General features: G+C 44.7%; 15 protein-coding genes and 1 pseudogene. All 16 read left to right on the top strand.

Features of this window, described 5'->3' with window-relative positions; translation table 11 throughout:
• Positions 1–34 precede the first annotated feature (34 nt).
• The 16 genes and pseudogenes from ABHC48_RS04570 (at position 35) to ABHC48_RS04495 (ending at position 15,731) form a co-directional block, all read left to right on the top strand.
• Positions 35–175, top strand: coding sequence for a hypothetical protein (locus tag ABHC48_RS04570; RefSeq protein WP_173770139.1), 141 nt, complete (start codon positions 35–37; stop codon positions 173–175).
• Positions 156–440 (top strand): hypothetical protein, encoded by a 285-nt coding sequence (locus ABHC48_RS04565; protein WP_158422086.1) that lies wholly within the window; start codon positions 156–158, stop codon positions 438–440. The genes ABHC48_RS04570 and ABHC48_RS04565 overlap by 20 nt, the downstream gene beginning before the upstream one ends.
• Entirely contained in the window at positions 430–939 is a 510-nt protein-coding gene (locus ABHC48_RS04560) for a PcfB family protein (RefSeq protein WP_158422091.1), read from the top strand. Before ABHC48_RS04565 ends, ABHC48_RS04560 begins: the two co-directional genes overlap by 11 nt.
• 77 nt (positions 940–1,016) lie before the next feature.
• Complete coding sequence (locus ABHC48_RS04555; protein ID WP_173770153.1) at positions 1,017–2,879, top strand: VirD4-like conjugal transfer protein, CD1115 family; 1,863 nt, start codon at positions 1,017–1,019, stop codon at positions 2,877–2,879.
• A 279-nt stretch (positions 2,880–3,158) separates the two neighbouring features.
• Positions 3,159–3,371, top strand: a complete 213-nt coding sequence (locus ABHC48_RS04550; protein WP_195699306.1) for a Maff2 family mobile element protein — start codon at positions 3,159–3,161, stop codon at positions 3,369–3,371.
• A 24-nt stretch (positions 3,372–3,395) separates the two neighbouring features.
• The gene (locus tag ABHC48_RS04545; protein WP_187565287.1) at positions 3,396–4,268 is read left to right on the top strand and encodes a VirB6/TrbL-like conjugal transfer protein, CD1112 family; all 873 of its coding nucleotides are present in this window, start codon (positions 3,396–3,398) and stop codon (positions 4,266–4,268) included.
• A gap of 7 nt (positions 4,269–4,275) precedes the next feature.
• Complete coding sequence (locus tag ABHC48_RS04540) at positions 4,276–4,893, top strand: MT-A70 family methyltransferase (RefSeq protein WP_158422716.1); 618 nt, start codon at positions 4,276–4,278, stop codon at positions 4,891–4,893.
• Complete coding sequence (locus ABHC48_RS04535) at positions 4,847–5,230, top strand: PrgI family protein (RefSeq protein ID WP_158422715.1); 384 nt, start codon at positions 4,847–4,849, stop codon at positions 5,228–5,230. The genes ABHC48_RS04540 and ABHC48_RS04535 overlap by 47 nt, the downstream gene beginning before the upstream one ends.
• On the top strand, positions 5,205–8,051 hold the full coding sequence (locus tag ABHC48_RS04530; RefSeq protein ID WP_158422714.1) for a VirB4-like conjugal transfer ATPase, CD1110 family: 2,847 nt from the start codon (positions 5,205–5,207) through the stop codon (positions 8,049–8,051). The genes ABHC48_RS04535 and ABHC48_RS04530 overlap by 26 nt, the downstream gene beginning before the upstream one ends.
• Positions 8,045–8,952 (top strand): annotated as a pseudogene (locus ABHC48_RS04525) (site-specific DNA-methyltransferase). The gene ABHC48_RS04530 and the pseudogene ABHC48_RS04525 overlap by 7 nt, the downstream one beginning before the upstream one ends.
• On the top strand, positions 8,949–9,731 hold the full coding sequence (srtB, locus tag ABHC48_RS04520; protein ID WP_158422713.1) for a class B sortase: 783 nt from the start codon (positions 8,949–8,951) through the stop codon (positions 9,729–9,731). The pseudogene ABHC48_RS04525 and the gene srtB overlap by 4 nt, the downstream one beginning before the upstream one ends.
• Complete coding sequence (locus ABHC48_RS04515) at positions 9,731–10,012, top strand: hypothetical protein (protein ID WP_158422712.1); 282 nt, start codon at positions 9,731–9,733, stop codon at positions 10,010–10,012. Before srtB ends, ABHC48_RS04515 begins: the two co-directional genes overlap by 1 nt.
• A 14-nt stretch (positions 10,013–10,026) precedes the next feature.
• Positions 10,027–12,552 (top strand): CD1108 family mobile element protein, encoded by a 2,526-nt coding sequence (locus ABHC48_RS04510; protein ID WP_173770313.1) that lies wholly within the window; start codon positions 10,027–10,029, stop codon positions 12,550–12,552.
• Between the two features lie 18 nt (positions 12,553–12,570).
• Positions 12,571–12,906, top strand: coding sequence for a DUF4315 family protein (locus ABHC48_RS04505; protein ID WP_180006317.1), 336 nt, complete (start codon positions 12,571–12,573; stop codon positions 12,904–12,906).
• Positions 12,896–13,549 (top strand): CD1107 family mobile element protein, encoded by a 654-nt coding sequence (locus tag ABHC48_RS04500; RefSeq protein WP_226855168.1) that lies wholly within the window; start codon positions 12,896–12,898, stop codon positions 13,547–13,549. Before ABHC48_RS04505 ends, ABHC48_RS04500 begins: the two co-directional genes overlap by 11 nt.
• Before the next feature lie 76 nt (positions 13,550–13,625).
• Positions 13,626–15,731: a type IA DNA topoisomerase gene (locus ABHC48_RS04495; RefSeq protein ID WP_158422708.1), complete on the top strand. Its 2,106-nt coding sequence runs from the start codon at positions 13,626–13,628 to the stop codon at positions 15,729–15,731.
• The last annotated feature ends 119 nt before the right edge of the window (positions 15,732–15,850 follow it).

Raw genomic sequence — 15,850 nt, 5'->3', positions numbered from 1 at the left:
TTTTTTTGTTGATGGACGAAAGAGGTGTATGGAGATGATTGGAATTATTATCGGCGGAGCTGCAGTGGTCATAGCAGTTAGCCTATATTGCTGTATTCGTGTAGGGGCAGAGGAGGACAGGAGATTGGAAGAATTGGACAGGAGAGCAAAACAGGATGCAGAAGAAAGCGGATAATCAGAAATATGCAGAGGATAAGCCAAAGGACTGCTCTTACTGTTATTTTTGGAATAGCCGGAAGAATGGATGTTCCAAAGAAGAATGCTATTATCGGCTTTTGCCGGAGGAACCTTTTGAAGAGAAAGAGGAGACTTGGTGCTGTGAGGGATGCCCTTATGGAAGATATTCTCCTTGCATCGGGTACTGCCTGCAGAAGATTCTGCTGGAAATAAAACAGAAGAAAGCAGTCAGGGAGAAGGAAGGTGATTGTCTTGCAGGATGAAGTAAATGAAAAGGTGGTGTCTTTGTGTATACGGGGAGGGAAAATTTCTGCACAGATTTTAAAAGCATCGCTGCAGAAGCTGCTCAGGGAGATGGAACAGTCCCAAAAGCGGCAAAAAATTTCTGGAAAGGGGCAGAAAAAAGAAACCGTATATCATGGGAAACAGAGCATGGAAAAACTGAAAGCACACAATCAGGAGCTTTCTAATATTGAGGTTACAGATGGGAATATCCGGTCTTTTGAAAAATATGCCAGAAAATATGATATAGACTACTGCCTGAAGAAAGACAGGTCGGCAGAACCTCCGAAATATTATGTCTTTTTTAAGGCGAAAGAAGTGGATTCCATAACTGCCGCTTTTAAGGAATATACCGGATGGCAGTTAAAGAAAAGCAAAAAAGTATCTGTCCGGAAGAAACTGTATTTGGCAATGGAACGTGTGGCAAAGCACAGGCAGAGGGAAAAGATGAAACAGAAGAATCGGGGGCAGGAACATTGAGCAGGAAGCATAAAAAGAAGCCGGAGTCAGAAGTTATGACAGTTTTGAAAAAAATAGGACAGGACATTGCCGGACAGATGCCTGCGGTGGATAAGAAACGTCTGCTTATGATGAATATTCCCTATGTAATTGTTTTTTACCTGGCAGATAAGCTGGCATGGCTGTATCGGTTCTGTGTTGGGGAATCCGCAATAGAACGTCTGGGGGTGCTGTTTTTGAATTTCCAGATGGCGTTCTCAAATCCAATTCTCAGTCTCCATATCTTTGATATGGCAGTTGGGATGATTACCACTGTAGTGATTAAGGCAATGGTGTACCTGAAAGGGAAAAATGCAAAGAAATTCCGGCAGGGAGAGGAATACGGTTCTGCCCGATGGGGAAACCAGAAAGACATCGCACCTTTTATTGATCCAGTGTTTGAAAATAATATCCTTTTGACACAGACGGAACGGCTTACCATGAACAGCCGCCCGAAACAGCCTAAATATGCAAGAAACAAAAATGTAATCATTATCGGCGGTTCCGGTTCCGGTAAAACAAGGTTCTATGTAAAGCCGAATTTAATGCAGATGCCATCCAATGTTTCCTATGTTGTAACTGATCCGAAGGGGACGATTCTGGTGGAGTGCGGGAAAATGCTCCGCCGTGGTACACCGAAGATGAAAAACGGCAAGCCAGTCAGGGATAAACAGGGAAAGGTTATTTATGAACCATACCGGATTAAAGTGTTGAATACCATAAATTTCAAAAAAAGTATGCATTATAATCCCTTCCGCTATATCCGCAGTGAAAAAGACATCTTAAAGCTGGTCAATACCATCATTGCCAATACCAAAGGCGAAGGAGAAAAATCTTCCGAAGATTTTTGGGTAAAGGCCGAAAGGCTTCTGTATTGTGCCCTGATTGGGTACATCTATTATGAAGCACCGGAGGACGAACAGAATTTTGCCACACTGCTTGAATTTATCAATGCTTCTGAGGCAAGAGAGGATGATGAGGAATTTAAAAATGCGGTGGACGAGCTGTTTGAGGAATTGGAGGCAGAAAACCCGGAACACTTTGCTGTGCGACAGTACAAAAAATACAAACTGGCGGCAGGTAAGACAGCAAAAAGTATCCTGATTTCCTGTGGTGCGAGACTTGCGCCATTTGATATTGCGGAACTTCGGGAACTGACTTCTTATGATGAGATGGAACTGGATATGCTTGGAGACCAGAGGACGGCAATGTTTGTCATTATCTCTGATACGGATGATACCTTCAATTTTATTGTTGCGATTATGTACACGCAGCTTTTTAACCTGTTATGTGACAGGGCAGATGATGTACATGGAGGAAGATTACCTTACCATGTACGTTTGCTTTTAGACGAATTTGCAAACATCGGACAGATTCCAAAATTTGACAAGCTGATTGCAACCATCCGAAGCAGAGAAATTTCTGCCTCCATTATCTTGCAGTCCCAGAGCCAGTTAAAGACGATTTATAAGGATGCAGCCGAAACAATCAGCGGGAATTGCGACACGATGCTGTTTCTGGGAGGAAAGGAAAGTACAACTTTAAAGGAAATATCAGAGACACTTGGAAAGGAAACCATTGACCTTTATAACACATCTGACACACGTGGACAAAGCCGTTCCTATGGGCTTAATTATCAAAAAACAGGGAAGGAATTGATGAGCCGGGATGAACTATCGGTTATGGATGGAAATAAATGTATTTTGCAGCTTAGAGGGGTGCGTCCGTTTTTGAGTGACAAGTTTGACATTACGAAGCATAAGCGATACCGGGAGTTGTCCGATTATGACGAGAAGAATGCTTTTGATGTGGAAGCATATATGAAGCATCAGCTTAAAATCAGGAGACAGGAAGAATTTGACTTATATGAGGTGGATGGAAATGAAGCAGAAGAACATGAAACAGAAAAAACAGTAAATTAAGGAACTTTGCGACACCGTGTCGCAAAGTCCGGAAAGGGGAAAATGCAGTTTTACATAGAAACAGGTGGCAGATATGTTTACCCACCTATTCGTGCTGAACCGGAAATATGGAATACAGGCTCATTGCACAAATACAAAAATTAAAACAAAAAAATTGGAAAGGAGAAGAAACCAATATGGAAAGAGCTGACCGCCGGAAGAAACGGCGGTTTTTTAATGTGCAAAAACGGGACAAATAGAGAAAATCCTGTTTTCTATATTGGACTTTCAAGTGATTATATGGCGTTTTTTGCTTCAGCAATTAATATTTTACAGACCCTTGTGGTGGCAATCGGTGCCGGACTTGCCGTATGGGGAGTTATCAATCTTCTGGAAGGATACGGAAATGATAACCCAGGTGCAAAATCACAGGGAATTAAGCAGCTTATGGCCGGAGGAGGGGGTGTGTTAATCGGAACACAGCTTATCCCGCTTCTGGGAGGACTGTTTTAAGCATAGAGGAAAGGAGAACCACCCATGTTCGATGGCATTTTTGAAGCAATCGAGGAATGGATGAGGGAGCTTTTGACGGGGATGGTCACGTCCAACCTGACAACCATGTTTACCGATGTCAATGAAAAGACAGGAGAAATCGCTGCGCAGGTCGGACAAACCCCGCAAGGCTGGAATGGAAGTATTTTCAGTCTGATACAGAATCTTTCCAATTCGGTCATTGTGCCGATTGCAGGCGTGATTATTACATTTGTCCTGTGTTATGAACTGATTACCATGCTGACAGAGAAAAATAATATGCACGAGATAGATACTTGGATGTTTTTCAAGTATTTTTTCAAGATGTGGGTGGCAGTTTATCTTGTCAGCAATACCTTCACGATTGCGATGGCAGTCTTTGATGTGGGACAGCATGTAGTAAATGCCGCAGGCGGCTCTATCAATTCGCAAACGGCTATTAACGTAGATTCCATGATTGAAGCCATGAATACGGCAATGGAGTCTATGGAAATAGGGGAATTGGTCACACTGGCACTGGAGACGATGGTGGTCAGCCTGTGCATGAAGGTGATGTCTGTACTGATTACCGTCATCCTGTTTGGAAGGATGATAGAAATTTACCTCTATACTTCGATTGCACCGATTCCGTTTGCAACCATGTCCAACCGGGAATGGGGGCAGGTAGGAACAAATTATTTCCGGGGGCTTCTGGCACTCGGATTTCAGGGATTTTTTATGATGGTGTGTGTAGGCATTTATGCGGTGCTTGTATCCATTATCCAGATTTCAGACAATATGCATTCAGCATTGTTTGGAGTGGCGGCATATACGGTCATTCTCTGCTTTAGTCTGATGAAAACCGGAAACCTGTCACGCTCTATTTTCAATGCACACTAAGGAAACAATGGAGAAAAAATATAACATTATTTATGCTGATCCGCCCTGGAGATATGACATGAACCGGGGACAGGGGGCGGCAGAAAACCACTATCCAACTATGAGTATTCAGGAAATATGCAGACTTCCTGTTGCAGAACTTGCAGCAAAGGACTGTGCTTTGTTTTTATGGGTAACATTTCCGCAGCTTCAGGATGCAATGAAACTTTTTGAAGCATGGGGATTTACCTATAAGACACTTGGGTTTGCATGGGTAAAACAGAATAAATCCGGAAAAGGATTCTTTTTCGGGATGGGCTATTGGACACGTTCCAATGTGGAAATCTGTCTGCTTGGGATTAAGGGACATCCAAAGCGGATATCGAAAAGTATCTCTCAGCTTATCATAAGCCCATTGGAACAGCACAGTAAAAAGCCGGATGAAGTCCGGAAGAGGATTGTGGAATTATTTGGAGAACTGCCGAGAATTGAACTGTTTGCAAGGCAGAAAACATCCGGATGGGATGTGTGGGGAAATGAAGTTGAAGGTTCTGCATCGTCCCGGATTTTAGAAAATGCAGGGAAAGGAGATGGTAATCGTGGCATTTGTATCAGTACCCAAAGATTTGACAAAGGTAAAAAATAAGGTTGTTTTAAACCTCACGAAACGGCAGCTTATCTGTCTGGTGATTGCGGCGGCTGTGGGGCTTCCATTTTATTTTCTGACAAGGGAATGGATTGGAACAAGCAATGCGGCAACAGGTATGGTCATTCTTATGCTTCCGGCATTTATGTTTGCCATGTATGAAAAGGACGGCCTGCCTTTGGAAAAGATTCTCTTAAATGTCATTCATGTAAAACTGCGGTATCCTGCCATCCGCAGGTATGAGATTGAGAATCTGTACGAAATACAGGAAACAGTAACGACTGAGAAAAGAAAGAGAGGAGGAAGCGGACATGCAGAGAAAAAGAAAAGGAAATGATAGACAGGCGTACCAGTCTCATATCAAAAGGCAGGAAGCCTATGAAAGAGGCTGGCTGGATGATGCGGACGAGGAATATCCGGATTATGGAGAGGCAGAAGCCTATGATACAGAAAAAATGGCAGGCCTTGTAAGGGGACAGCCTGTGGTGTCCGGTTATGAAGCTCTGGAACGCAGAAGGGGCAGGAGAAAACCACCCAGAAAACTTACCAGGCGTGAAAAAAGGGCTATGAAAAAAGCAGAAAAAATGAATGAGAAGCTGCGCAGAGAGCAGGAAAAAGCAGAGAAAAAGGCAGCTAAAAAAGAAGCAAAGCTGGCAGCAAAAGAAGAAAGAGCCGCTTTAAAAAAGGAAAAAAAGAAAAAGCATAAAACGGTAAATTATTCTGCGGCATCCGAGAAACCGGGGAGAAAAAGAAAGGGACGAAATACAGTCGGATCACAGAAGATTGTGGAGAAGAAACCTTCAAAAGCAGAATTGAAAAAGGAAAAGGAGAAGCGTCTTTCGGCACAGAAATCCATACCATACCGGGAAATGGCAAAGGACGGTATCTGCCGGGTACAGGAGAAATATTATTCCAAAACCATCCGATTTTATGACATTAACTACCAGTTGGCACAGAACGAAGATAAGAATGCCATTTTTGAAAACTGGTGTGACTTCCTCAATTATTTTGACAGCAGTATCCATTTTCAGGTGTCCTTTATCAACCATCACAGCAGTATGAAAGAATTTGAATCCGCTATTCAGATCAGACCGCAGAATGACGCATTTGACGATGTGCGTATGGAGTATGCACAGATGTTAAAAAATCAGCTGGCAAAAGGAAATAATGGCCTGGTACGGACGAAATACATTACATTTGGAATTAAGGCGGAGAACATCCGGGAAGCAAAGCCGAAGCTGGAACGTATCGAAGCGGATATTTTAAATAACTTCAAGGTTCTCGGAGTGTCGGCTTATCCGCTGTCCGGGGAGGAACGGCTTCAGATTCTCTATGAAACCTTTAACCCGGAAGAAAAAGTGCCGTTCCAGTTCTCTTATGACAGGGTACTGCGAAGCGGAATGGGGACAAAAGACTTTATTGCACCTACCAGTTTTGTGTTCCGGGACGGAAAGACCTTTCAGATGGGAAATACCATCGGTGCAGCATCTTATTTACAGATACTTGCACCGGAGCTGACAGATAAGATGCTGGCAGAGTTTTTGGATATGGACAGAAATCTGATTGTAAATCTTCATATCCAGTCTCTGGATCAGATGAAAGCGATTAAGCTGGTAAAAAGTAAAGTGACGGATATTAACCGCATGAAGATAGAAGAACAGAAAAAAGCAGTACGTTCAGGGTACGATATGGACATCATTCCGTCAGATTTGAACACGTATGGCGGGGAAGCGAAGCGTCTTTTGGAAGATTTGCAGTCCAGAAATGAAAGGATGTTCCTTGTGACGGTATTGTTTTTAAATACGGCAAAGACAAAGCAGGAACTTGATAATGCGGTGTTCCAGACAGGAGGGATTGCACAGAAATATAATTGTTCATTAAGAAGATTGGACTATATGCAGGAGCAGGGATTGATGAGCAGTGTTCCGTTGGGATTGAATCTGATTCCGATTAAGAGAGCGCTGACAACTACATCCACTGCTATTTTTGTGCCATTTACCACACAGGAATTGTTCATGGCGGGAGAATCTTTGTATTACGGTTTGAACGCCCTTTCCAACAACATGATCATGGTGGACAGGAAGAAACTGAAAAATCCTAACGGACTGATTCTTGGTACGCCCGGTTCCGGAAAATCTTTTTCTGCCAAAAGGGAAATTACCAATGCTTTTTTTGTCACGCAGGATGACATTATTATCGGAGATCCGGAAGGAGAATACTATCCCCTTGTCAACGCACTTGGAGGGCAGGTTATCCATATCTCGCCTACCAGTCACGATTACATCAATCCAATGGACATCAACCTGGATTATTCTGATGATGATAACCCGCTGGGCTTTAAGAGTGATTTCATTCTGTCCTTGTGTGAGCTGATTATGGGTTCCAGAAATGGTATTGAAGCAGAAGAAAAGTCTGTCATTGACCGATGCTTGCCGATTGTATACCAGAAATATTTTGAAAACCCTGTGCCGGAGAATATGCCTGTATTGGGAGATTTGTACCAATGCCTGCGGGAACAGAAAGAGGTTCAGGCACAGAGGATTGCGACAGCATTGGAAATCTATGTCAACGGTTCCTTAAAGGTGTTCAACCACCGTACCAACGTGGAACTGAATAACCGGATTGTCTGTTTTGATATTAAGGATTTGGGAAAACAGCTTAAAAAGCTTGGGATGCTGATCGTGCAGGATCAGGTGTGGAACCGTGTGACGGTCAACCGGGCGCTGCATAAATCTACCAGATACTATATTGATGAGTTCCATCTGCTTCTGAAGGAGGAACAGACGGCGGCTTATTCCGTGGAGATTTGGAAGCGTTTCCGTAAATGGGGCGGTATCCCGACAGGAATCACGCAGAATATCAAGGATTTGCTTGCCAGCCGGGAAATCGAAAACATATTTGAAAACTCGGACTTCATCTATATGCTCAACCAGGCGGCAGGGGACAGGCAGATTTTGGCGAAGCAGTTGAACATTTCGCCCCACCAGCTTTCCTATGTGACCAACAGCGGCGAGGGAGAGGGATTGATTTTTTATGGCAGTACCATTATCCCGTTTAAGGATAAGTTTGATAAATCCCTGCGTCTGTATGCTTTGATGACAACCAAACCTTCGGATTTGGAAGGAACAGGAGAAAAGGCGGGAAAAGCAGAATGTTAAAAACGGATACGATTATCAATGGGGACTGTCTGGAGGTGCTAAAAGTCTGCCGGATGAAAGTATCCATTGTTGTGTGACTTCTCCGCCGTATTATGCTTTACGGGATTATGGAAAGGAAAACCAGATTGGCAGGGAAGGCGCACCGGAGGAATATATCGGACATTTGGTTTCTGTGTTTTGTGAATTAAAAAGAGTCCTGCGGTCAGATGGTACGTTCTGGCTTAATATAGCAGACTGCTACAGCCGGAAATCCTATCATGGGTTGTCCGGCTGCAAGCCAAAAGAATTGATGGGACTTCCGTGGCTGCTGGCACTTACCCTGAGAAAAGAGGGCTGGTTTCTTCGCAGTGATATTATCTGGCAGAAGGATAATCCCATGCCGGAGAGTGCAAAAGACCGACCGAGCCGATGTTATGAACATATCTTCCTGCTTACAAAGTCCGGGAAATATTTTTACGACAATCTTGCCGTTGCCGAGCCGATTGCTTTAAGTACCGCCATCCGTTACCGCTATGGGAGAAAGGAAAACACAAAATATGCGGACGGCATACCGGGGCAGATGTCCAGACAGCAGATCAACAATCCCTGCAGGTATGGAAAAACAGAAATCAACCCTTTAAGGAATAAGCGGGATGTGTGGAATATCAATACCGTTCCATATAAAGGGGCACATTTTGCAGCATTTCCGCCACGTTTGGCGGAAACCTGTATCCTTGCGGGATGCCCAAAACAGGGGATTGTCCTTGATCCGTTTATGGGAAGCGGGACAACCGGGGCTGTGGCAAAAGGGTTAAACCGACAGTATATCGGGATTGAATTGAACGAGGAATACTGCAGGCTGGCGGAAGAACGGATAAAAAAGGTGTCAGGAGACAAAAAAATCGGAGAAGGATGCGTATGAGAAAATGGGCAGCCTATCTGCTTTGTTTTCTGTCACTGGCATTATTGGGAATCAGCGGACACTTCCTCGCAGACTATGCAAAACAGGAAGAAAAAGCGGATATTTTACAGGAACAGTTAAAAGAAATTTATGAAAACCAAAAAGAAGAAACAAAAGAGAAGCCCCGACAGGATGAAGAAGAGCAGAACCTCATCCATGAGGGGCTTCTTGCCCTTCATGAAAAAAACAAGGATTGTATCGGCTGGCTGACGATACCGGATACGCTTATTGACTACCCCGTTATGTACCATCCGGAAGAAGTGAATTATTATCTGAAACGGGATTTTTTCAGAGAATACTCTGCAAATGGAAGCTTGTTTCTTTCAGAAAACTGTTCCCTGAAAGATTGCGACAATCTGATCATCTATGGACACCACATGAACAGCGGAAAGATGTTTGCCGCATTGGAAGGGTATCGTGAGAGGAAGTTCTTTAAAGAGCATCCTTTTATTTTTTTCAATACGCTGCAGGGGGAAGAAAAATATCAGGTGTTTGCAGTCTTTTCCACTCCGGTTTATACGGGAAGTGATTTTGCCTATTATACGTTCACGAAAGCGGAAAACAGAAAGTCATATGAAACATTTATAGAAGCTGTAAAGGAACGGTCATTTTATGATACCGGGATTACGGCAGATTATGGAGAGAAGCTGCTGACACTTTCCACTTGTGAATATTCGCAGGAAAACGGAAGGCTGGTTGTAGTGGCAAAGAAAATAGCAGAAAAGGAGATAACAAAATAATGGTTCACACCGTAAAAGTAAAAAGAGAAGATATACCAAAAGAATTGCAAATGCTTTTGGAGAATGGAAAAGACAGCAATGGAGAAGAGGTCTTTTCCCATATGCCGGAGGATTTGATTTATCTTGCGGCACTGGTGGACATGCAGAGTTCTATGCTGCATCTTCTGATGCTTCATGGAAATCCCCTGCCGCCGGAGGCATGGAAATTTGCTGCCTCCATTCCGAAAATGGCAGATGCGACACTGGAAAAATGGGAAGAGTATGCACAGCCATATATGTAAGGAGATGAGAAATCATGCAGGAGCATGAGTACAGGGCAAGAGACAAAACCGTAAAGAAAATGAGCCGGGATGGACTGAAGGAGGAAAATCTGCACAGCAGAAAATCCATCCGGGTAAGTAACCGGGAAACAGATGATTTTTTCTGCGCAACACAGGCAGAGGATATGGAAGATTTTTCAAAGCGGGGAGAAAGGGCGGAAGATACGAAGTCTGCGAAAAAGAAGCTGTATTCGGAAAAAGCAGGCAGAACAGAAGCTGCGGAAACAGTCGGGCAGGACATGGAGGAAAGTGGAAAAAAACGGGCGGCTTCCAGAAAAATGCGGATACCGGAATCGGAGAGTGCCAGATGGCAGGAAGAAATAGAGGAAGCAGACAGCAATACAGGGGAACGTTTGTCTGATTATTCTTCCCGTGTGGAAAGTATCAGGGGGCATCCGTCCGGGGCGAGGGAATATGCAGAAGCTGCTGCATGGACAAGCCATAGCCGAAAAAAACAGCAGGTGCAGTCCTATGTCCGAAGAGAAAGGGCAGAAAAAACGGCAGAAGAAAAACAGACGGCTCAGAAAGAAAAAGAATCTTCCCGTTTTCGTAAGAACCAGGAAACAGCGGAGCAGTCGATGGAAGGGTTCCGTGAGGAAATCAAGGGAAAGATAAAGCGGGAACAGCTCCATAAAGAACAGAAGAAACAGGCAGGAAGACTTTCTTTTGGGGATGAAAGCAGCGGGATGATACAGGGAGCCGGAATTGGGATGGCAAAGAAGGCTGTTTCAGCAGGTACTGTTGCTGCATCTGCTTATGTTCATGGGAAGAGTCACGAAGCAGAACAGGAAAATGCGGCAGTGGAAGGGGCACATAAAGCGGAACTGTTGGGAGAAAAGACTGTCCGATATGCCGTTTCCCGGTCAAGCCGCAGACTGCAGGAATCCCTGCACACGGAACGGCAGGCAGAAAAAACAGCGGAAGCGGGCCGCCTGCAGTTTGAGGCGATGAAAAAAAGCGGAAAAGAAGTGGGGAAACACGCTGCCGAGGTGGAACAGTCAAAGAAGAATGCTATTTTACGCTTCTGGCAGAAAAGGCGTTACAAACAGGCTTATGCTGCGGCGAAGGAAGGGAAAAAAGCAACGGAGGATACCATCCGGGTTACAGAAACCATTGCGGTCAAAGCAAAGAAGGTACTGCAGGAGATTCTTTGCAGGAACCGGGCAATTTTCGCAGGTATAGGTGTCTGCGTATTGTTGTTCGCAGTGATGGCAGCCTCACTCAGCAGCTGCAGCGCCAGCATTCAGGGCGGCAGTACCACAATTATTTCTACCACCTATGCCAGCGAGGATGAAGATATTTATGCGGCAGAAAATGCTTATGCACAGCTTGAAGCGGCATTGAATAATCAGATTAACAGCATGGAAGCCACACATCCAGAATATGAGGAATACCGCTATCAGGTAGACGAAATCAGCCATAATCCATACCACCTTATCTCCTACCTGACAGTTAAATACGGGGATTTTACATATGCACAGGTGGCTTCGGAGATTGAAGAAATCTTCCGGGAACAGTACAGCATACATACGGAGAGTGTGCGTGAAACAGTGACAGAAACACAGACGGTACGGGTTGGGGAATCACTGGGACAGGTAGTAACCAGTGGATATTGCAACTGTCCGATCTGCTGCGGCGTCTGGTCCGGCGGATCGACAGCCAGCGGAGCCATGCCGCAGGCAAACCACACGATTGCGGTAGACGCTTCCAATCCTTTTGTACCTCTGGGCACGAAGATTGTGATGAATGGTGTGGAGTATGTTGTAGAAGATACAGGCGCTTTTGACCAGTACGGGGTGCAGTTCGATGTTTATTATGGAGACCATGCAGCCGCTTCTGCACACGGACATCAGACATGGGAAGCATACATAGCAGATGACAATGGAAGTCAGGAAGTGGAAGTGACCAGTACCAGAGAGGTAAACAGGCTGGAAACAGTGCTGACAAACCATAATCTGGATACTGTGCTCAGAAACAGAATGAATGACGAGGAAGAACAGCGGTATGATTATTACAATCTGACATATGGGAACCGTGATTATCTGTTTGATGTAAATACGCTGCCCAGTGGCGGAGGTTCCGGTGGTTTTGGCTATGAAATTCCGGCAGAGGCATTGTCAGATGAAAAATTTGCAAACATGATCCATGAAGCAGAAAAATATCTGGGATACCCGTATGTGTGGGGCGGCGCTTCGCCCAGTACCAGTTTTGACTGTTCCGGATTTGTCAGTTGGGTAATCAATAACTGCGGAAACGGCTGGAATGTAGGAAGGCAGACGGCAGACGGGCTTCGTTCCTGCTGTGCATATGTATCGCCGTCCGAAGCAAAACCGGGAGATCTGATTTTCTTTCAGGGTACTTACAATACGCCGGGAGCCAGTCATGTGGGAATCTATGTAGGAGACAACATGATGATCCACTGCGGCAATCCCATCCAGTATGCGAATATCAGTTCTGCATATTGGCAGGAACATTTCATGGCGTTTGGAAGAATCCAGTAGGAGGTTAAGAAAGTGAATATGAAATTAAAAAAGGTTCTGGATGAAATCCAGAAAACAGAGGAAAGAATTACCGAGTGGCAGGAACATTTAAGGGAACTGAATATCCGAAAAAAGCAGTTGGAGGATGCGGAGATTATTAAAAGTATCCGTTCCATGAAATTAAACAGCCGGGAACTTCTGGTAGTATTGGACAAAATCCAGAATGGAACGGCTGTTTTTCCGTATCTGACGGAAGAAACTACTGTGCCGGATACAAAAAAAGAAGAGGATTGGAAGGATATTGCAGAAGAAAGAAAACTGCCGGGACATAGGGCAGAAGAAAAGGAGGATGAACATCGTGAGAATGAAAATTAAAAAGTGGCTGGCAGCGTTTACAGTGGCGGCAGGGATGGTCTTGCCTGCCACGACTGCCTTTGCCTTTACGGATGAAGCGGCTCAGCAGGCGGTGGAAGCACCTGCGCCAACAGAGACGCCAGTACAGGAGGAAGAACCGCCGAAGACAGAGGAAACACCTTTTTCTGTTCCGGGGAACGGAAGTCTGGCAGATGATAAATCAGGGGACAGCACAAAAGAGTTCCTTACGGTACAGACAAAGAACGGCAATACGTTTTTTCTTGTGTTGGACCGTTCCAGTAACAAAGAAAACGTATATATGCTTTCCATGATTGATGAGGATGATCTGGCAGAGTTTGTTACGGAAACAAAGAAACAGGAAACAGAACAGCCAACAGTCATTACACCACAGCCGGAGACAAAACCTGCAGTTGAGGAAACGGAAAAGGAGCCGGAAAAAGAAAGTAAAGAGACTAATACCGGGGCGTTGCTTGCCATTGCGCTGCTTGCCGTAGCAGGATGCGGTGGTGTTTATTATTTTAAGGTTGTAAAGCCTAAAAAAGAGGAAGAGGATGCCGGAGATGAGGATTTGGAATTTTATGAAGGAGATTACATCAACGAAGATTCTGAAAACCACATGGACGAGGATGACACAGAAGAATAAAAAACAAAGTTAAGGATGGATAGGAAAAGGGCAGCCGAAAAGAAAACGGCTGTCCTTTTTTGGAAAGGAGAATGGAATGTATTTAGTGATTGGAGAGAAACCCAGTGTATCTCAGACATTGGCGAAAGTATTGGGAGCAGGAAAAAGACAGGATGGTTATCTGTCAGGTGCAGACTGTATCGTTAGCTGGTGTCTCGGACATCTGGCGGAATACGTGTCCCCGGAGGTATATGACAGCCGCTATGAGAAATGGGAGTTTTCACAGCTTCCTATTTTACCGGAACATTGGCAGCTTGCGGTGGCAAGGGATAAGAAAAAACAATTTGAGGTATTGAAAAAACTGCTGAACCGTCCGGATTTAGAGTATGTGGTGAATGCCTGTGATGCCGGAAGGGAAGGGGAACTGATTTTTAAGCGTGTTTATGACTTGTCCGGAAGCAGGCTTCCCGTAAAAAGACTGTGGATCAGTTCGATGGAGGATGGTGCAGTTCGTGACGGATTTGCTCATTTAAAGGACGGCAGGGAGTATGGGAATCTCTGTGAAGCTGCTGTGTGCAGGGCAAAGGCGGACTGGCTTATCGGCATGAATGCAACCAGAGCCTTTACAACGAAATATTATAAACGTCTGGTGATCGGAAGAGTCCAGACGCCAACGCTTGCCATGCTGGTGGAACGGCAGGAAAAAATAGATACTTTTGTAAAAGAACCTTTTTACAAAGTTACGCTTACAGGAGATGGATTTACTGCGGTATCTGAAAATTTTAAGGAAGAGACAGAAGCAAGGAGACTGGCAGAGAGCTGTCAGGGAGAAAAGGCGGTAATTGTAAAGGTAGAAAAGAAGCAGAAGAAAACGATGCCGCCGAAACTCTATGACCTTACGACATTACAGAGGGAGGCAAACCGATTCTTTGGGTACACAGCACAGGAAACATTACAGGAGCTTCAGGAACTTTATGAGGACAAGCTGGTAACTTATCCCCGTACAGACAGCCAGTATATTACGGAAGATATGGAACAGTCAACGATGGAACTCTTGGAGGTGCTGCCGGAGATACTGCCCTTTTTAGAGGGGAATATGGGATACGATGTAGGCAGAATTATCAATAATGACAAGGTTTCTGACCACCATGCACTGCTTCCTACAAAGGAATCGGTCAAAAAAGGATTCTCACAGCTTACGGAAAAACAGAGGAACCTATATTGTATGATCGGACAGCGTCTTGCTCAGGCAGTTTCCAAAGAATGTACATATGAAGAAACACAGATTACGGTACAGTGTGCGGGACATGAATTTATGGCAAAAGGAAAGCGTATGACAGAACCTGGATTTTGGAAAATTGCCACCGGGTTTAGGGCATCCCTGAAAAAATCAGGAGAGGAAGAAACGGATACAAATAAAGAGGAATTATTGGAAGAGAATCTACAGGAGGGGATGGAGTTTTCCCGTATACAGGCGGAGGCAGACAGACATTTTACATCACCTCCGAAAGCATTTACGGAAGATACTCTGTTAATGGCAATGGAGACTGCAGGAAACAAAGAGTTTGATGCAGAAACAGAGAAAAAAGGGCTTGGCACACCTGCCACAAGAGCTGCTGTTATCGAAAAGCTGGTGTCTTCCGGTTATGCCCTCCGCAAAGGAAAACAGATACTTCCAACAGTGGATGGAAAAGCATTGACGGCAGTGATTCCAACGTATCTGAAATCTGCCGCCATGACAGCAGAATGGGAGAACCGCCTGCTTTTGATAGAAAGAGGGCAGCTTGATGGCAAAGAGTTTCTGGAAGGGGTTACAGAACTTGTAAAAACTGTCATGGAGGGATGTAAAGAAATACCGGAGGAAGAACTGCAGCGATTCCATCCGAGGGAACAGATTGGCATCTGCCCGCTTTGCGGCAGCCCGGTATATGAGGGAAAACAGAATTTTTACTGTTCCAGCCGGGAGTGTTCCTTTGCCTTGTGGAAAGAAAACCATTATCTTTCCGGTATGAGAAAACAGCTTGACAAAAAGATGGCAGTGGAGCTTTTGACAGGTGGGCGTACCCATGCAGATGATTTTTATTCCCGTAAAACAGGAAAATTATTTTCTGCGGATTTATTGTTGGATACCAGTGAGGGAAGGGTGGCTTTCCAGATGGAGTTTCCTAAAAAAAGAGGCAGAAAATACAAAGGAAAAGTGTAAGCATGGAAATGGAATAGAAAAGAAAGAGGTGGATTATCATGGCAAGATTGCAGGAGATAAGGGGACTGGCGGAATACACGGCAAAGGATGTGAGCAGTTCACCGAAGGATTGGATGAAG

Origin of the sequence: Ruminococcus sp. 1001136sp1, from assembly GCF_039841815.1 — a bacterium.
GTDB lineage: Bacteria > Bacillota > Clostridia > Lachnospirales > Lachnospiraceae > Blautia_A > Blautia_A faecis.
The sequence above is the reverse complement of the archived record's forward strand: the minus strand, read 5'-3'. Positions and strand labels throughout refer to the sequence as shown.